Source organism: Sphingorhabdus sp. YGSMI21 (assembly GCF_002776575.1).
Classification (GTDB): Bacteria; Pseudomonadota; Alphaproteobacteria; order Sphingomonadales; family Sphingomonadaceae; genus Parasphingorhabdus.
Window position 1 is genome coordinate 2,188,579 of record NZ_CP022548.1, and the last position, 18,050, is coordinate 2,206,628.

General features: G+C 58.4%; 17 protein-coding genes and 1 tRNA gene. 9 read left to right on the top strand and 9 right to left on the bottom strand.

The window, feature by feature from the left end; translation table 11 throughout:
- Positions 1-73: 73 nt before the first annotated feature.
- The 5 genes from CHN51_RS10725 to aroA all read right to left on the bottom strand — a co-directional run bounded on the left by CHN51_RS10725 (position 74) and on the right by aroA (position 4,745).
- A complete protein-coding gene (locus CHN51_RS10725; RefSeq protein ID WP_100094008.1) occupies positions 74-355 on the bottom strand; it encodes an integration host factor subunit beta in 282 nt (93 codons plus the stop codon).
- Between the two features lie 231 nt (positions 356-586).
- The gene (rpsA, locus tag CHN51_RS10730; RefSeq protein WP_100095581.1) at positions 587-2,290 is read right to left on the bottom strand and encodes a 30S ribosomal protein S1; all 1,704 of its coding nucleotides are present in this window, start codon (positions 2,288-2,290) and stop codon (positions 587-589) included.
- A 207-nt stretch (positions 2,291-2,497) separates the two neighbouring features.
- Entirely contained in the window at positions 2,498-3,142 is a 645-nt protein-coding gene (locus CHN51_RS10735; protein ID WP_100094009.1) for a d(CMP) kinase, read from the bottom strand.
- Positions 3,139-3,399, bottom strand: a complete 261-nt coding sequence (locus CHN51_RS10740) for a permease (RefSeq protein WP_100094010.1) — start codon at positions 3,397-3,399, stop codon at positions 3,139-3,141. The genes CHN51_RS10735 and CHN51_RS10740 overlap by 4 nt, the downstream gene beginning before the upstream one ends.
- Complete coding sequence (gene aroA / locus CHN51_RS10745; protein WP_100094011.1) at positions 3,399-4,745, bottom strand: 3-phosphoshikimate 1-carboxyvinyltransferase; 1,347 nt, start codon at positions 4,743-4,745, stop codon at positions 3,399-3,401. Before aroA ends, CHN51_RS10740 begins: the two co-directional genes overlap by 1 nt.
- Positions 4,746-4,928: 183 nt before the next feature.
- Between aroA and CHN51_RS10750 the strand changes: the two genes are divergently transcribed.
- Positions 4,929-5,252 (top strand): TIGR02300 family protein, encoded by a 324-nt coding sequence (locus CHN51_RS10750; protein WP_100094012.1) that lies wholly within the window; start codon positions 4,929-4,931, stop codon positions 5,250-5,252.
- A 50-nt stretch (positions 5,253-5,302) separates the two neighbouring features.
- Positions 5,303-5,378: transfer RNA gene (locus CHN51_RS10755), tRNA-Ala, on the top strand.
- A 99-nt stretch (positions 5,379-5,477) separates the two neighbouring features.
- Here CHN51_RS10755 and CHN51_RS10760 read toward each other — a convergent pair.
- Both CHN51_RS10760 and CHN51_RS10765 read right to left on the bottom strand, forming a co-directional pair.
- Positions 5,478-6,575, bottom strand: coding sequence for an AI-2E family transporter (locus CHN51_RS10760; protein ID WP_100094013.1), 1,098 nt, complete (start codon positions 6,573-6,575; stop codon positions 5,478-5,480).
- 61 nt (positions 6,576-6,636) lie between these two features.
- Entirely contained in the window at positions 6,637-6,876 is a 240-nt protein-coding gene (locus tag CHN51_RS10765; RefSeq protein ID WP_100094014.1) for a hypothetical protein, read from the bottom strand.
- Positions 6,877-7,208: 332 nt separating this feature from the next.
- On the opposite strand from CHN51_RS10765, the gene CHN51_RS10770 reads away from it, so the two are divergent.
- The 3 genes from CHN51_RS10770 to CHN51_RS10780 all read left to right on the top strand — a co-directional run bounded on the left by CHN51_RS10770 (position 7,209) and on the right by CHN51_RS10780 (position 10,930).
- Positions 7,209-8,393, top strand: coding sequence for an NAD(P)/FAD-dependent oxidoreductase (locus CHN51_RS10770; RefSeq protein WP_100094015.1), 1,185 nt, complete (start codon positions 7,209-7,211; stop codon positions 8,391-8,393).
- Positions 8,394-8,492: 99 nt separating this feature from the next.
- On the top strand, positions 8,493-10,454 hold the full coding sequence (locus CHN51_RS10775; RefSeq protein WP_100094016.1) for a DEAD/DEAH box helicase: 1,962 nt from the start codon (positions 8,493-8,495) through the stop codon (positions 10,452-10,454).
- 20 nt (positions 10,455-10,474) lie between these two features.
- Positions 10,475-10,930, top strand: a complete 456-nt coding sequence (locus CHN51_RS10780) for a YaiI/YqxD family protein (RefSeq protein WP_100095582.1) — start codon at positions 10,475-10,477, stop codon at positions 10,928-10,930.
- Here CHN51_RS10780 and CHN51_RS10785 read toward each other — a convergent pair.
- Both CHN51_RS10785 and CHN51_RS10790 read right to left on the bottom strand, forming a co-directional pair.
- Complete coding sequence (locus tag CHN51_RS10785) at positions 10,927-12,870, bottom strand: proprotein convertase P-domain-containing protein (RefSeq protein WP_100094017.1); 1,944 nt, start codon at positions 12,868-12,870, stop codon at positions 10,927-10,929. The genes CHN51_RS10780 and CHN51_RS10785 overlap by 4 nt on opposite strands.
- A gap of 115 nt (positions 12,871-12,985) precedes the next feature.
- Entirely contained in the window at positions 12,986-13,750 is a 765-nt protein-coding gene (locus CHN51_RS10790; RefSeq protein WP_100094018.1) for a 16S rRNA (uracil(1498)-N(3))-methyltransferase, read from the bottom strand.
- A gap of 143 nt (positions 13,751-13,893) precedes the next feature.
- Here CHN51_RS10790 and ubiA point away from each other — a divergent pair, with 143 nt between their 5' ends.
- From ubiA to CHN51_RS10810, 4 genes are all read left to right on the top strand, one after another.
- A complete protein-coding gene (ubiA, locus tag CHN51_RS10795; protein WP_100094019.1) occupies positions 13,894-14,811 on the top strand; it encodes a 4-hydroxybenzoate octaprenyltransferase in 918 nt (305 codons plus the stop codon).
- Positions 14,812-14,906: 95 nt separating this feature from the next.
- A complete protein-coding gene (locus CHN51_RS10800) occupies positions 14,907-15,923 on the top strand; it encodes an aldo/keto reductase (RefSeq protein WP_100094020.1) in 1,017 nt (338 codons plus the stop codon).
- A 30-nt stretch (positions 15,924-15,953) separates the two neighbouring features.
- A complete protein-coding gene (locus CHN51_RS10805) occupies positions 15,954-16,889 on the top strand; it encodes a nitronate monooxygenase family protein (protein ID WP_100094021.1) in 936 nt (311 codons plus the stop codon).
- Between the two features lie 24 nt (positions 16,890-16,913).
- Complete coding sequence (locus CHN51_RS10810) at positions 16,914-18,047, top strand: zinc-binding dehydrogenase (RefSeq protein ID WP_100094022.1); 1,134 nt, start codon at positions 16,914-16,916, stop codon at positions 18,045-18,047.
- Positions 18,048-18,050 lie beyond the last annotated feature (3 nt).

Below are 18,050 nucleotides of genomic sequence, written 5' to 3' on the forward strand. Positions count from 1 at the left end.
AGCCTAGCGACAAGCATTATTGCGCGCGCGCGGTCAAGTGCGCAGACACAATATCTCGCATTATTTTTGGAAATCAGTTTTCGTTCAGCCGCTCGCGGATTTCCTTGCCGGGCTTGAAATAGGGCACTCTTTTGGCCGGAACTTCCACCGACTCTCCGGTGCGCGGGTTGCGACCGGTGCGCGGTTTGCGCTGACGGGTCGAAAAAGCGCCAAATCCGCGCAGTTCCACGCGCCCGCCTTCAGCCAGCTTCTGGCTGATCTGGTTGAAAAACAGGTCGACGATCTTTTCGATCTCATCCGGCTTCAGTTCCGGATTTTCTTCAGCCAGTTTTTCCAATAGTTCAGAACGTATCATCGGTGCGCCTTTCCGATTCCCGGTCGATCCAGTGAACTTCCTCGAAGGAAACTTTCGGAATCGGGCGGTCTGTCAGTTTCGAGACTCTTATTGATGCCAGAAATTATGTCTATTTTCAATGGTCTTGGCAACCTTGTCAGAAAATCGGTGTGAAATGGGACAGGGAAAAGAAAAAGCCCGCCCCGATCAGGGGGCGGGCCTTTCCGTAATAGCTATGCTGTGTTTGAAGAACTATTCTTCTTTCTTCTTCAGCGCGGCACCGAGGATGTCGCCGAGGCTTGCACCGGAATCGGTCGAACCGAACTGTTCCACAGCCTGCTTCTCTTCTGCCAGCTGATGGGCCTTGATCGAGAAGTTCGGCTTCTTCGAACGGTCGAAACCGGTGATCATGGCGTCGAGCTTCTGGCCGACCTGGAAGCGGTCCGGACGCTGTTCGTCGCGGTCGCGACCCAGATCGTTGCGCTTGATGAAGCCGGTTGCGCCATCGTCGCCCATCTGGACTTCGAGACCGCCGTCGCGGACTTCCAATACGGTGACGGTTGCCACAGCGCCTTTCTTGAGGCCGCCGGTGTCCGCTCCGCCCATGGCAGGTGCACCTTTTTCAAGCTGCTTCATGCCGAGCGAGATACGTTCCTTGTCGACATCGATGTCGAGAACGATCGCTTTGACCTGCTCACCCTTGTGGTGGAGGTTGAGCGCGTCTTCACCGGAAATGCCCCAAGCGATGTCGGACATGTGAACCATGCCGTCAACGTCGCCTTCGAGACCGATGAACAGACCGAATTCGGTCGCATTCTTGACTTCGCCTTCAACGGTGCTGCCAACCGGGTGCGTATCCGCAAAGTCGGTCCACGGGTTGGACTGAGCCTGTTTGAGGCCAAGCGAAATACGACGCTTTTCGGTGTCGACTTCGAGAACGATGACTTCCACTTCCTGCGAGGTGGAAACGATCTTGCCCGGGTGGACGTTCTTCTTGGTCCAGCTCATTTCGGAAACATGGACAAGGCCTTCGATGCCTGGTTCCAGTTCGACGAAAGCACCATATTCGGTGATGTTGGTAACCGAGCCGGTAAGCTTGGTGCCGACAGCATATTTCTCGGTTGCGCTATCCCAAGGATCGCTTTCGAGCTGTTTCATGCCAAGCGAGATACGCTGGGTGTCCTTGTTGATCTTGATGATCTGGACTTTCAGCGTGTCGCCGATGTTGATCATCTCGTTCGGGTGGTTGACCCGCTTGTAGGAAAGATCGGTAACATGGAGCAGGCCGTCGATGCCGCCGAGGTCAACAAACGCACCATAATCGGTGATATTCTTGACGACGCCTTCGGTAACCTGACCTTCAGCCAGCGACTCGATGAGACCGCTGCGCTGTTCTGCGCGGGTTTCTTCGAGAATGGCACGACGCGAAACAACGATATTGCCGCGCTTGCGATCCATCTTGAGGATCTGGAAAGGCTGGGCGATGTCCATAAGCGGAGTAACGTCGCGCACGGGGCGGACGTCGACCTGGCTGCCGGGCAGGAAGGCTACGGCGCCGTCGAGGTCAACCGTGAAGCCGCCTTTGACGCGACCGAAGATAATGCCTTCGACGCGATTGCCTTCGTCATATTCTTTTTCCAGCTTGTCCCAGCTTGCTTCGCGGCGGGCGCGATCGCGGGACAGCATGGCTTCGCCGTTCACATTCTCGATGCGGTCGACATAGACTTCGACTTCGTCGCCAATGGAAATGTCGGCTTTCTGACCAGGAGCGGCGAATTCGCGCAGCGCTACACGGCCTTCTGATTTCAATCCTACATCGATGACAGCCATGTCGTTTTCGATGCCGGTTACGGTGCCTTTGACGACGCGGCCTTCAAAGCCCTGATCTTCGCCACCGAGTGATTCGTTTAACATTGCCGCGAAATCGTCGCGGGTTGGGAATGCCGTTGAGGCCATATGGTTTATTCCTTGATAGTCAATTTTTCTGGCCAGGCGGTTGGTTCCGCCGGTCTTGGACCAAAATTGCCGCGGCCACCTCATGCGACCGCTGCATCCATCAGAAAACTGCCGATACTGGCTTATACGTGGGCAAGTGCAAATACCAAAAGCTGCGCCAAAGTCGTGCCGGTTCTTGTCCAGCCCGTCTTGCGCATCAACTGTCTGCTAGGCCGGTTCTTCTTTATCCCGGCCGCTTGTCCTCGCATTCACCAAGGCAATTGCCTGTTGAACGGCGGCGTCTATAGTCAAATTGGTGGTATCAAGCAAGTCTGCATCTTCCGCAGGCTTGAGCGGCGCCGTACTGCGGTTTTTGTCCCGATCGTCGCGCTTTAGAATGTCGGCCAGGATATCATCGAAATTGGCTGGCTCGCCGCGCCGCTTCATTTCCTCGAAACGCCTCACGGCGCGCGCTTCCGAAGAGGCGGTCACAAACAATTTTACGTCGGCATCGGGCGCGATGACCGTGCCGATATCGCGTCCATCCAGTACCGCCCCGGCAGGCTGATAGGCAAAATCCCGTTGCCGTTTGTCCAGCGCGCGCCGAACCTCCGGATGGATTGACACCCGGCTGGCCAGTCCACCGACCGTTTCGCTGCGCAATCCCGGATTGTCGAGCAAGGCACCGTCAAACTGGCAAGCGGCCAGCGCGTCTCCGGGATTGTCGGCGTTCCCGCCCTGTTCGCGGAGCGTCCAGCCGACCGCGCGATAAAGCAACCCGGTGTCGAGAAAGGGCAGGGCGAAATGTTTCGCCAGCCGTTTTGAAATCGTGCCTTTCCCCGAGGCGGTGGGGCCATCGACAGCGATGATCATGAGCCTGAACCCGCACGGTTCCGGTACGCCTTCCAGAGACCGCCCACGGCAATGGAAATCCAGACCATTTCCAGCAGAAATGATGCCAGATTGAAATATACCATGAGAGAGACGGTGAGCAAAAGGGCGCCCAGCAGGTTGGTGCCGTTATAGATAAACGGGTTCACCGCGTCCGCATAGACATTATAACCATAGGCAAAAACGACAAGAATGCTGCCCGTAATTCCGATGACATTGGCGGTAAATCCGTCGATCATCAGGAGGCAAGCGTCATCATGAGGTCTTGAAATCCCGGAAAGCTGGTTTGCACAGGCGTAACATCGTCAATCGTCAATCCGGATTTTGTCACCATAGCCGCGACGGCGAAGCTCATGGCGATACGGTGATCCAGTGCGGTTTCGATCGCCGGCCTGGCTTTTCCTTCGGATAACGGCTTGCCGCCGCTGCCTTCGATCAGCAGGCCATCATCCTTCTCCGTCAATTTTACGCCCAGCGCCTCAAGTCCCTTTGCCATTTGCGACAGGCGGTCGGACTCCTTGACCCGCAATTCGTGCAGGCCGCGAGTGGTGGTTTCGCCACTGGCCAAGGCGGCAGCGACGAACAATATCGGGAACTCGTCGATCATGCTGGGAGCTATATCGGCCGGCACATCGATGCCCGAAAGAGAGCTGTGTTTTGCATGAATATCTGCGACCGGCTCACCGCCAACGGTGCGCTTTTTGAGGAAGCGTATATCGCCGCCCATTTGCTGCAATATGCCAAACAGACCGGCGCGCGTCGGGTTGATGCCGACATTTTCGATAATGATATCGGAGCCGGGGACGATCAGGGCTGCAACCACCATGAAGGCGGCAGAGGAGGGGTCTCCCGGCACCTTGATCTTCTGTGGCTGCAGTTCCGTCTCGCCGGTGAGCGAAATGATCCGGCACCCGTCGGCGTCTGTCTCCACGCTGATGTCCGCGCCGAATCCCTTGAGCATTGTCTCGCTATGATCTCGGGTGAGTACAGGCTCGATGATCCGGGTGATGCCCGGCGTATTGAGGCCGGCCAGCAGAATCGCCGACTTGACCTGTGCAGAGGCGACCGGCAGGCGATATTCAATCGGAATGGCCGGGCAAAGACCGCGCACCGTCAACGGCAGGCAGGATTTGTGATCGGAAGTCTCGCGGGCCTGGATGTCCGCGCCCATCTCGGAGAGTGGATCGATCACTCGACCCATCGGCCGTTTCGAGAGGCTGGCATCGCCGACAAAGGTCGCGGAAATTCCGTGGGAAGCGATCAGTCCCATCAGCAGACGGGTCGAGGTGCCGCTATTGCCCATGTCGAGCGCATTGCCGGGCTGCATCAATCCGCCGACACCGACGCCATATACCGTCCAGATGTCGTCCTTTTTCTCGATTCTGGCACCCATGGCTCGCAAGGCTGCTGCGGTGGCGAGAACATCCTCTCCTTCCAGCAGACCGGAGATCCGGCTTTTGCCGACGGCGAGCGCCGATAATATCAGCGCGCGATGTGATATGGATTTGTCACCAGGGACGGAAATCTCGCCGCTGAGCGGGCCAGACGGTTTGAACGTAACTGGCTGTGGAGTGTTGCTGGTCATGTCAGAGCTTTGTTAGCGGAACGCACGAATGATTCGTGCAGGAATATCAAACGGCTTTTGACAGCGCTGCAAAGCTATGGCAAGGCGCGCCGGATTTCGCGGCTGATTTAGGCAATACTTGACTCGGCGCATAGCAGACTTACCTATCAACGAATTGATTTAGACAGGATTTGGACACCAGCCATGGTTAAACCGGAATGGGGCACAAAACGCACATGCCCGAAATGTGGAACGCGCTTTTACGATCTGGGCAAGGAAGACCCGGCAACCTGTGTTGAATGCGGGGAAAGCTTCGTGCCAGAAGCGGTTCTGAAATCCAAACAGCCTATGCCTTTCGAAGCGCCAAAGAAGGCCGTGAAGAAGGAAGAGGATGCAGTGGACGATGATGATTTGGACATCAACATCGACGATGACGAGCCATCCCCGGACAATGAAGTTGACCTTGGCGGTGACGACGATTTGGGCGTCAGCAAAGGCAAAGGTGACGACGAACCCGACGAAACCTAATTTTTGATTTGCATATTGGAGAGTGTCTGGATTAAAGGCGCTCTTCACATGGGGCCTTAGCTCAGCTGGGAGAGCGCTTCGCTGGCAGCGAAGAGGTCAGCGGTTCGATCCCGCTAGGCTCCACCATTTTCCTATATCTCCCATAACTGATCGTTTTTCCTATACTTCAGGCGGAGAATTCCTGTGGTAGCCCGGCGATACATGCAGGGCGCCGTGTGAGTGGCTTTAGCGACCGTGCGCTTCCATATGTTCGTCTCCTGGAGAATCGAACAGCGGCTCTCCCAGAATGAAACCGATGATATTCGGACTTCCGGTCTGGGTGAGAAGCGCTTTGCCCACGATCAGAAGGGGAACCGCGATCAACGCGCCCGCCAGACCCCAAATCCAGGTGAAATAGCTGATCGCCAGCAGGATCACGACCGGGTTCATGGAAAAGCGCCGGCCCAATATCGATGGCGTGACGAGATTGGCTTCGACAGCCTGCACGCCGATATAGGCCAAGGTTGGAACCAGGCCGCCGCCCAGATCGCCGGTCGAGGCGGCCCCGAAGCCGAACAGCAGCACGGCCATCAGCATCGGCCCCAGATAGGGGATGAAGTTCAATATGGCGGCCAGGCCACCCCACATCAGCGGCGATTCGATATCGAGCGCCCATGCGCCGAATGCGACGATCACGCCGACCGCGATGTTGATCGAGGTTACGGCCCCGATATAGTGGGAAAGATCTCCGGTGATGCTGCGCCCGGCGCGTGCCGCTTTCAGACTGGACGCGAGGGTCGAGCGTTTCGATAATATGATCCGCTTCAGCCGCAGGCGGGATTCCAGCATGAAATAGACGAGCAACAGGACCAGCAGCAGTTCGAGTAGCACGGCGGGTGTTGCATAAGCGGCTTCTTCCATGACGGTCGGGCTCGCCAGGACCACTTCCCGGCCTCTGGTTTCGCCGATGGTGGACGAAAATTCCGTGCCCATTTGCGATACCGAAGCGGTGAACTGGCGGATATCGACCAGTCGCTCCTGCAATATATTGGTGATGTCGGGAAAACGCTCCGCAAGCTCGAGGGCCGGCTGCAGGATGAGCAGGAATGCGAAGGCGAGGAAGAACAGGAAGGTGAGGACGGACAAAAAGGCGGAAATCGGATTGGGTAGCCCCAGCTTTGTAAGTCCGCTGGTCAAGGGCAACAGCATCAGCATGATGACCATCGCGGCGAACAGGGGCCTGAAGAAAACAGCGCCCGCGGACAATACGAAGGGCAACGCCAGAAACAGGCCCAGCGACAACAGAAAAATGGTTGTCGACAATTGTCTTTTTGTCGGTGTCATATGGCTCGGCTGCTGTTCAGTCGAAGGCGTTGCACTGGCCTCCCGGCTGCTATGGTTCGTGTCATCCTCCAATATGCGCCGCGCCTTTCTGTGCAAATTTGTCTGCGCCCTTGGCGCATTTCGAGGCTACGACCGGATAGTCGATCTTCAGCGCCACTTCGGACCGCAGCGCCTGGGCTTCGGTTCTTTCGCATTCGCGCAGCGTTGCAAAGACGCGTTCGTCCCGGGCCATTTCCCGGCACATGCTCATGTCGTCCGAACATCCCATCAGGACGATAGCGTAGGCAAGGCTGCTGATCATAACTGGCTCCATCGACTTTCGATTGCTCTTGGATTGAAAACGCGGACATCAGCAAAAGGTTGCGCGGGAGCGGATCCATCATCTGTTTGGCAGAGAGGGGAACCCGGCTTCGTTCCAATGAATATAGCAGGGAGATGCGCCCTTCACAGCCGTTGCCAATGGGCGGCATCGCTGTTAAACGCGCCCTCGCGCAGCCCCGGCTTCGCTGGAGCGGTTGCTTGCCGGCAAGACCCGCTCCCAAACCGGAATGAATGGGTGCACGCGGCAGGCAAAGGCGCAACCCGGACGGCAATCGCAGCCATTGCCGATGTTAGAAAGTTTCCAACCAACCGATGCCCAAAGTCCCGACCCATTATGATGCAATCATCCTCGGTGCAGGCGGCGCCGGGCTGATGTGCGCGGCGGTCGCCGGACAGCGCGGGCGCAAGATATTGCTGATCGACCATGCCGACGAGCCGGGGAAGAAAATCCTGATCTCGGGCGGCGGACGCTGCAATTTCACCAATATCGGCACCGCACCCGACCGCTATCTGTCGCAGAACAGGCATTTCGCGAAATCCGCTTTGAGCCGCTATTCTGCCGCTGATTTTATCGCCTTGGTCGATCGCTATGGCATCGACTGGCACGAGAAGACATTGGGACAGCTATTCTGTGACGGTTCGGCCAAGCAGATTGTCGCGATGCTGATGGACGAGTGTCCGGCTGACATGGTCAGCCTCTCGCTCGGGAGATCCATTACCGGTGTCTGCCATGCCGATGGCCGCTATCGCGTCGAATATGGCGGAGAAACGGCTTTCGCGCCTTCGCTGGTTGTCGCGACCGGTGGTCCCTCGATCCCGAAGATGGGCGCGACGGGTTTTGCTTATGATCTGGCGCGGCAATTTGGCCTGAAAATTGTCGAGCCGCGACCGGCGCTGGTACCGCTGACTCTCGGCGGGGAAGAAACATTGTTCCGCGAGCTTTCCGGCGTGTCCGCTCCGGTGATCGCGCGATGTGGAAAAACCGCGTTCCGCGAGGCCGCCCTGTTCACCCATAAAGGCCTGTCCGGCCCCGCCATTCTGCAGATTTCCTCTTATTGGCAGCATGGCGAATCGGTCGAAATCGATTTTCTGCCCGATTTGGCGGGCGACTGGCTGGTTCAGGCGAAAAAATCATTGCCCCGGCTGTCGTTGAAAAAGGCGATCAACGCCCACCTGCCGGCGCGGCTAACAGAGACGCTCGTCGAGCGGATCGCGCTCGAAGGGGAACTGGGCAATCTGACCGACAAAAAGCTGGACGAGGCCGTGCGCCGCCTTTCCCACTGGCGGTTCATGCCCAACGGAACCGAGGGTTTCGCCAAGGCCGAAGTTACCGCTGGTGGTATCAGCACCGTCGAACTTTCCTCCAAAAATATGGAAGCTAGGCAAGTGCCCGGTTTTTATGCTATTGGCGAAGCCGTTGATGTCACCGGCTGGCTCGGTGGCTATAATTTTCAGTGGGCTTGGGCGAGTGGCCATGCTGCCGGCAAGGCAATATGATCCCCAGCGCAGACCCTTTAATTACAACATAATCTTCATAAACCGCAGGCGACTGGCATTTCCGCGCGGCTTTCACTTTTGCCACGGAATACAGATATTATGCCTTTCTCGAAATTATCCCCGCTTCTCGCAGAGGCGCTTGCAGCGCACGAATATGTCAAGCCGACGCCGGTGCAGGCCGCTGTGCTTGAACCGGAAGCGGATGGCCGTGACCTGATCGTCTCCGCCCAGACCGGCTCCGGCAAGACCGTAGCTTTTGGTCTCGCGATGGCACCGCAATTGCTCGACGATAACGGGCGTTTCCCGTTTCTGGTCGAGCCGCTGGCGTTGGTGATCGCTCCGACCCGCGAGCTTGCCCTGCAGGTGAGCCGTGAACTGACCTGGCTCTATCAGCCGGCAGGCGCGCAAATCGCGACTTGCGTCGGCGGTATGGATGCTTCGAAAGAGCGTCGGACCCTGCGTCGCGGCGCCCACGTCATTGTCGGTACACCGGGCCGGTTGCGTGACCATCTCGAACGCGGTGCGCTCGACTTGAAAAATCTTCGCGCCGCCGTGCTCGACGAGGCGGATGAAATGCTCGACATGGGTTTCCGAGAAGATCTCGAAGAAATTCTCGATGCGACCGGCGAACAGCGTCGGACACTGCTGTTTTCGGCCACCATACCAAAGCCGATCATCAATCTTGCCAAGCGCTATCAGAACGACGCGCTGCGCATTTCCACTGTCGGCGAAGATCGCGGTCACGGTGATATTGCCTATCAGGCGATTACCGTTGCTCCGGCTGACACCGAAAATGCCGTGGTCAATCTGCTGCGTTTCCATGAGGCGGAATCGGCGATGCTGTTCTGCGCGACGCGCGAGGCGGTGCGTCGTCTGCACGCCAGTCTGGTCGATCGCGGTTTCAGTGCCGTGGCCTTGTCCGGCGAGCATACGCAGAGCGAACGAAACCAGGCGATGCAGGCTTTGCGCAGCAAGCGCGCCCGCGTCTGTGTGGCAACCGATGTCGCCGCGCGTGGCCTCGATCTCCCGACATTGAGCCTCGTTGTGCATGTCGACATGCCACGCGATGCCGAGACATTGCAGCATCGATCCGGTCGTACCGGACGTGCCGGCAAAAAGGGTACGGCGGTTATCATCGTGCCTTACCAGCGGCGCAAGCGGGTGGAATCCATGCTGCGCGGCGCGAAAATCAACGCCGAGTGGAAAGATGCACCGACCCGTGCCGATATTCGCAAGAATGACGCCGAGCGGCTGATCGAAACCCTGTTGCAGCCCGTCGAAATCGACGATGATGACCGGGAATTGGCAAAGCGGCTGATGGCCGAGAAAACGCCGGAAGAAATTGCCGCGATGCTGGTGCAGTCGCACCGCGCGAAAATGCCGGCACCAGAGCAGATGCTCGATCGTGGTGCCCAGTCGCAAGCTGCGCCAGGCGGTCCGCGTCCGGGATTTGAAGATACGGTCTGGTTCAAGATGAACGTTGGCCATAACCAGCGCGCCGATGCTCGCTGGCTGTTGCCGGTATTGTGCCGCCGTGGTCATATCACCAAGAATGAAATCGGCGCGATCCGGATCAACGGTGACGACACATTGTTCGAAATCCCGCGCCGCGTCGTCGACAAGTTTACTGCCGCGATTGCCGAGAAAAGAGAATCCGGCGGGGATGATACCGACGATATCGTGATCACCCAGTTTGAAGGCAAACCTCGTGATGAAGCCAAGCGCAACCGCAAGGGCGGGCGCGGTGACAATGCCGGAGGCAAGCGCGACTATAGCAACGCCAGCAAGAAATTTGGCGGCAAGAAATTCGGCAAGAATAAATTTGGTGACAAGAAATTCGGTGACAAGCCGAGCGGCGGCGGCAAGCCTTACCAGAAGCGCAAGCCGGACGGCGAAGGCGGCTCTGACGGCGGTGGTCCCAAGCGTGAATTTGGTGGCGGCTTCAAGAAGAAATCCGATTTCAAGGGCGATCGCAAATCCGGTCCTGGCGGCGGCAAAAAGCCGCATCGCGGGAAACGGCCGTTTGAAGGCGGAAAACCGGGCGGTCCCAAAGCCGACTGACCCGTTTCGTGACCGGTGCCATCCAGATATTGGTCGACGCGGACGCCTGCCCGGTAAAGGACGAAATTTACCGGGTGGCGGACCGCCATGATGTGGCTGTGGTGATCGTCAGCAATAGCCCCTTCCGGGTGCCCAAGCACCCGCTGGTCAGCCGCGTGGTGGTCAGCGATGCCTTCGATGCGGCAGATGACTATATCGCGGAACGCACCGGCGCGCGCACCATTGTGGTGACATCCGACATATTGCTGGCTGATCGCTGCGTTAAGAAAGGGGCCGCGGTCATTGCATCGAACGGCAAGCCGTTTACTGCCGATTCTATCGGCGCCGCTGTTGCAACGCGGGCGATCATGGCCGATCTGCGCGCCGGCATGGGCACCGAGAATATCGGTGGACCGCCACCGTTCAGCAAGGCGGATCGTTCCCGCTTCCTGTCGTCGCTCGATGAAATACTGGTGCGCCTGAAGCGGCTCGGCTAGTCGATCGTAACCTGGAAGGTCAACGCAAAGCTGCTGGCCGGCGCCAGTGACGCGGCGGTCGCCGTGATGGTCGATCCGGCAAGGGATGCGCCATAAGGGTCGCTTTCGTCGCCACCGGTCGCATTGTCATCCTCCACCGTTGTCGCGGATCCGCAGTTGCTGCCACTTCGCATCGATCCCGGATTGTAGGTGAACGGACCGGAAAGACTGTCGGTTGCGACAATCGAATCCGCCGTCGTCGCGCCACTGTTGCTGATCAGGATGCAATATTGCACGATGGCATGCGGGATGCGTTTCGGATTGTCCGAGCCGTTTACCGGATCGCTGATGATCGAACTTATCTTGGTGACGCTGAGCGTCGTTGTTGGCCGGCAGAAAGTGATGTCGTGGATCGACATCGCCTGATTGCCCGACGAGGTCGGAGTGGTCGGCAGATGGTTGCCGTAGACGACGGTTACCGAATCGACCGGCGAGGTGAAAGTGACAACGACATTGCCGAATGGATCGGTTGCGCCTGACGCGCCGTCACCAATCACGCTATTGCCGCTGACATAATTGGCCGTGTTGTTCGACAAGGTCGGCAGCACGGTCGCGCCATTGTAGGTGCCGGTCACGGTGACCTTGTCAGTGAACTGGTTGGCCGCATAATCGATGTCGAAGATCTTGAACTGAAGGCCGGGAACGGCGGCTGGCAGCGTGAATGTGGTGGCGGAGCTGTGCGTTTCATTTCCGTTGTTCATGTAGAAATACAGCGCCCGGGTGCCGGAGGCACCGCCGCCGCTATTGCTGGTGGTTATTTCCGGGGTGCCATTGGTGAAGCCGTTCGGCGGCCGGGTGACGTCGAACAGGACATTGCCCAGACCAGCGACATTATAGGATTGGCTTAGTGACCCCGAAGGTGACCATGACGTCGGAGACGCCCAGCTGAACTGGATCTGATTGCCAATGGAGCAGACGGATGTCAGCGGCGGTACATAGCCCGGCAAGCGACCACCGGCGGTAAAGCTGACGCTGGCATAATCATCCTCGCTGGTTACCCCGTTATTCGGCGTCGAATCTGGATCATAAGCCGAAGACGAGCGGACTTGCGCGTTGTTGGTGATGGTCCCCGACGAGGCGGTTACGGTAACGCTCAATTCGATTGTAAATGTCTGTCCGGGCGCGATGGCTGTCCCCAGAGTCCAGATGCTGCCGCTATAGGCGCCGGTGCCCGACGTGCCGGTGAGCGAGACTCCCGAAGGCAGAATGTCGGTAACCGTTACTCCCGTTGCCGTCAGTTCCGAAGTCGCCGCATTGGTCACGGACAATGTATATTTGCCTGTGTTGGTCGATGTCGCACCGAAACTCTTGGTCAGGGACAGATCGGCGGATGGCGCCGCTTGGGTGATATATAGATCGGCCCGGCGAAAGGATCCCGTATCGACGCCTTGCTGGTCGCAAATCTTCAATGTCCACGTACCAAAAGCATTTTCGCCGTCAAAGGCAGCGAGGCTGTCCTGAGCCGTTCTCCTGCTGGCATATACGGGTGTCAGGGAATCGTTGGACGTATGCGATGTGATGGAACCGTCATTGCCTTCATCGTCAAACCTGACATTGAGATTATTCGCGCTGCCACCGACATAGTCCATCAGCGTGACGACAGTGCCGCCGGGCGAGGTCAAGCTGATTTCCAGATCGCGCCGGTAGGTGTGATCCAGCAGAACGCCGATATCGACATCCCCGATGCTATAGCTCGTACCGACCGTAAAATAGCGGTTCACTGTGGCAGGACAGGCGTTGTCCGGGATTGCGATCGTGCTGGTGTTTGAATAAGTCGTAACCGTCTGCGCGTCGGCCTTGGCAACCGGGAACAGAGCCGTGGCGCACAGGCAAAATAATCCCCACACCAATGTGTGGATGATCAATCGGCTCTGGCCCCCGAAAGATTTCCCCAAAAACATGGGCTTCCCCTATCGGGATAGGGCTAATTATTGGTTAACCACGGGGCATGGGCGCTTCGATTTTACAAGCATTTCGGGACGGTTACGTCGCTGACAGGTGCAACAGCGCCGTTGGCTAGCCCGGATTCCAGTCGCCGCGGCCGGCCATCCACAGGCTGATCGCAGCCAGCGCGGCGGTATCGGCGCGCAATATGCGCGGGCCGAGCGATACCGGCACCGACTGAGGCAGGGCACGGATCATCTCGTTCTCCGCGTCGGTAAAGCCGCCTTCGGGACCGATCAGGATTGCCGCAGGGCCTTCATGGGCAACCAGTGCCTTGCGGAAGCTACCTTCTCCCGATTCATGGATGCGTTCGTCGGCGAAAAAGAGATGGCGGTCGGCGGGCCATTGTTCGAGCATATCGGTCAATTTTATCAGCGGATCGAGCGCGGGCAGGGCGGTGCGCTCGCATTGTTCGGCTGCCTCGATCATATGGGTGCGGAGCTTCTCCGGCTTGATATTGTGGCTCTGAGTGCGTTCGGTCTGCACCGGGATCATCTTTGCCACACCCAGTTCAGTGGCCTTTTCCGCAATCCAGCTGAACCGGTCCTTCTTGATCGGCGCGGTACACAGCCAGAGGTCGGGAACGGCTTCCCGTTCACGCGTTTTGCCGTTCACCAGCAGGATGAGATCGCGCTTGCCCAGCGCCGAAACATGGGCGAGATATTCGCCGCTCCGATCGTCGAACAGCTTCACCGGGTCACCCTGTTTGATTCGCATGACCTTGAGCAGATAATGCGCATGGCTGCCGTCGAGCCGGATTTCCGCGCCTTCGGAAAGTGCGAGATCGACAAAGAGGCGCGGGGCGCTGTGCGGGGGATAGGCGGGCGTGGCGGGCATGGGACAGTGTTTAGCGTCCGCTTTCATTCTCGTCATGCTGAATTTATTTCAGCATCTCTTGCGGAAAACAGTTGTTGTCCGGGGGGGAGGTCCTGAAACAAGTTCAGGATGACGAGCCGGGGAAATGACGATATGCGATCATCATGTCCAGCCCGTCAGATCATATCGTCCCCGATTCCGAACATAAGGGCATCGTCGGCCTGCTGCCGGCTGCGGCGCGGCCATTCGCCCTGCTCGCCCGATTTGACCGCCCGATCGGCTGGTGGTTGCTCTATTGGCCCTGCGCCTGGGGCGTGGCGCTTGCCGGTGGCGCGGTCGAGCGATGGGACTTGCTGCTCTGGCTGCTGCTCGGATCGATCGCCATGCGCGGGGCAGGCTGTGTCTATAATGATATTGTCGACCGCGATCTCGACCGTCAGGTGGAGCGCACCCGCTCGCGGCCATTGGCCAGCGGGGGCACGTCGCTGCGGGCAGCGTGGATCTGGCTCGGCATATTATGCCTGATCGGGCTTACCGTCTGGTTCCAGCTCAACATGACCGCCAAACTGGTCGCGCTGGGCAGTCTCGCCCTGGTCGCCGCCTATCCGTTCATGAAGCGCATCACCTGGTGGCCGCAGGCCTGGCTGGGGCTGGTGTTCAGCTGGGGCGCCTTGGTCGGCTGGCTGGCCATTCAGCCGCAATTCCAATGGGCGATGCTCTTGCTCTATCTTGGCGCGATATTCTGGGTGATTGGCTATGACACGATCTACGCCTTGCAGGACCGGGAAGACGATTCACTGGTCGGCATCCGGTCCAGTGCGTTGCGGCTGGGCGATAATGTCCGCTCCGGCGTGCTCGCATTCTACCTGATCGCGCTTGCCAGCTGGGCATCGGCATTCTGGCTGCTGCGTCCGCATTGGCTGGCCTTGGTGGCCTTGGTGCCGGCCGGATTGCATCTTCTGTGGCAGGTTACGACCCTGAATAGCAGCGACGGCGACGATGCGCTGGACAAGTTCCGGTCCAATCGCTTTGCCGGTTTCCTGATATTTCTGGCCTGTCTGGTTCTCGGTCAGGCGGGCTAGCCGCAAAAGAAATTGCATTGCGTTTCGCAACCCTTGCGGGTTATGACGCTTAACCGCACAGTTAATTCAACGCCCTGCTTCCCGGAGATATTTGCATGAAGAAACGCCGCCTGGGCCGAAGCCCGATATATGTTTCCGAAATCTGCATGGGCACGATGACCTTCGGCAGCGGCGCCGACGAAGCGATGTCGCACCGGATCATGGACGAATCGGTCGAGGCGGGGATCAACTTTTTCGACACGGCGGAAAATTACCCGGTGCCGCCCAAGCCGGAATGGGCCGGGGAAACCGAAAAAATCGTCGGCCGCTGGATGAAGGGCAAGGATCGTGACAGCCTGATTATCGCGACCAAGGTTTCCGGTCCCAGTCACGGCTGGATCGCTTCGGCGCAACGCGCTGGCATGACCGCGCTCGACCGTCACAATATCGTCAAGGCGCTCGACGACAGCCTCAAGCGGCTGCAGACCGACTATATCGATCTCTACCAGACCCACTGGCCCGATCATGGCACCGCTTATGACGAGACGATGGAAGTGCTCGACGAGGAAATCCGCAAAGGCAAGATCCGCGCGATCGGCTGTTCCAACGAAACGAGCTGGGGCCTGATGAAATCGCTGGAAGCGTCCGAGCGGCTGGGCGTCACCCGCTATTGCACGATCCAGAATAATTTCAGCATGAACAATCGCCGGTTCGAGGATGAACTGGCGCAAGTATGCCGTGAAGAAGGGGTGAGCCTAATCCCTTATTCGCCGCTCGCCGGTGGTGCCCTCTCGGGCAAATATAATGACGGGGCGACACCGGAAGGTGCGCGCTTCTCTGCCTATCTCAAGCTTGGCGGCCGACAGAAGAAAATGGCGGAACGGTTCGTCAATCCCAAGTCCGAGGAATCGACGAAGCGGTTCATGGCCATAGCCGAAGAACTGGGCGTCGCTCCGGTGACATTAGCGACAGCCTGGTCGAAACAGCATGATTTTGTTGCTTCCACTATTGTCGGAGCCACCCATACGGACCAGCTGCCGGAAGTATTTGCCGCCGCCGATCTGGAACTCAGCCCGGAAATGATGAAGCGCATCTACAAGATCAGCCGGGAAATCATGTATCCGATGGGCTGACCGGCCGGCACCAATGAAGAAAGACTTCTTATGAACCGTTTCCTCGAACATTGCGGCGCAAAATATCCGATCGTGCAGGCACCAATGGGCTGGATCGCCCGGTCACAGCTGGCTTCGGCTGTCTGCAACGCTGGCGGGCTGGGCATTATCGAGACCAGTTCGGGCGAGACTGAAAATTGCATGGCCGAGATCGAGAAGATGAAAAATCTCACCGACGCCCCCTTTGGCGTCAATCTGCCGATCATGTTCCTCAAGGATCCGGCGATCCTGACCCGCGTATGCGAATCCGGCGTAAAATTCGTGACGACCTCTGCCGGTAGTCCGCGCAAATTTGTGGGGCCGCTGCAGGAGGCGGGCATAATCGTCTATCACGCTGTGCCGACCGTCGCCGCGGCCATGGGCTGTGTCGAAGCGGGCGTCGACGGCCTGATCGTTGAAGGCGCAGAAGGCGGCGGTTTCAAAAATCCGGAGGAAGTCTCAACCCTGGTGCTGCTGCAGGCGATCCGCCGGCAGACCGATATCCCGATGGTCGCCGCTGGCGGCATTGCAGACGGCAAGGGCATGGCGGCGGCTTTTGCTCTGGGCGCTGAAGGCGTGCAGATGGGCACGCGCTTTGTGTCCAGTGCCGAAAGCCCGGTGCATATGAATTACAAGCAGGCGATACTCGACGCCAAGGAAACCGGCACTTATGTGCTGAACAAGAAGGCCTCGCCCTGCATCCGCGCGCTGAAGACCGAGCGGACGACGAAAATCCATGAAGAGGGCCTGATGCCGGCGGACACGTTCAAGGGCATCATGGACGTCTATTTCGGTGGCGATATGGAGGCCTCCGTCGGGCTGGCCGGGCAATCTTCCGGTTTGATTGACGAGGTAAAAACTGCCAAACAGATTATCGACGAAACGGTGACCGAATTTTTCGCAATCACCGCAAGATTGGGCGCGCTAGCGGCCAGCAGAAGTTTCTAGAAACATAGAAGAGAGGAATATCCCATGAGTCAATTTCCCGACGCCAAGCAATTGTTCACCACCGTCACCGAAGACGGCAAGTCGATCCTGTCGATCGAGCCCTATGACGTGCCCGAACCCAGGGAGCATGAAGTCGTGGTCCGGATGGAAGCGGTCCCGATCAACCCGTCCGATCTCGGCCTGCTGACCGCAGCTGCCAATATGGACAGCGTCCGCAGCGAAACGGTCGACGGTCATCCGGCGCTGGTTGCCGATGTGGAACCGGCGATGCAGCCTTTCTTCAAGGGCCGCGCCGGCAAGAAACTGGCCGCCGGTAACGAAGGCGCTGGCACGGTTGTGGCCGCCGGTTCTTCCGACGCGGCACAGGCTCTGATGGGTAAGGTCGTGACCATTGTCGGCGGCGAAATGTATCGCACCCATCGCGTGATGCCTGCCATGATGTGCGTGCCCCTGCCCGAAGGCGCACCGGCCAAGGAAGGCGCTTCGCTGTTCGTCAACCCGATGACTGCGCAGGGCTTTCTCAACACGATGCGGGCCGAAGGCCATGAAGGGCTGGTCCATACCGCTGCGGCGTCCAACCTCGGCCAGATGCTGGCCAAGCTCTGCCTTAAGGAAGGCGTGCCGCTGGTGGCAATCGTCCGCAGCGATGTCCAGAAGAAGATCCTCACCGACATCGGCCTGACCCACGTCATCGACAGCACCAAGGACGATTTCATGGAGCAGCTGATTGCGGCTCTCGCCGAAACCGGCGCGACGCTCGGCTTTGACGCCATCGGCGGCGGCAAGATGGCCAGCTATATCCTGACCGCAATGGAAAAGGCTGCGGCCGTGCGTGGCGCCGAATTCAGCGTCTATGGTTCGACCGTCAACAAGCAGGTCTATATCTATGGCCGTCTCGACACCGGCGAAACCATCCTCGGCGGCGGTCTCGGCCTCTACTGGGGCGTCGGCGGCTGGCTGCTCACCCCGCATCTCGAAAAGGTCGGCGGCGAACGGATGATGGAAATGCGCATGTATACCGTCGAAGAGCGCAACGGTATTTTCCACAGCGACTATTCCAGCGAGATCAGCCTGATGGACATGATCGATCCGGACATCGCCAAGGGTTATGACAAGAAGGCGACCGGCGAGAAGGTGCTGGTTAATCCCAGTCTTTAAGAC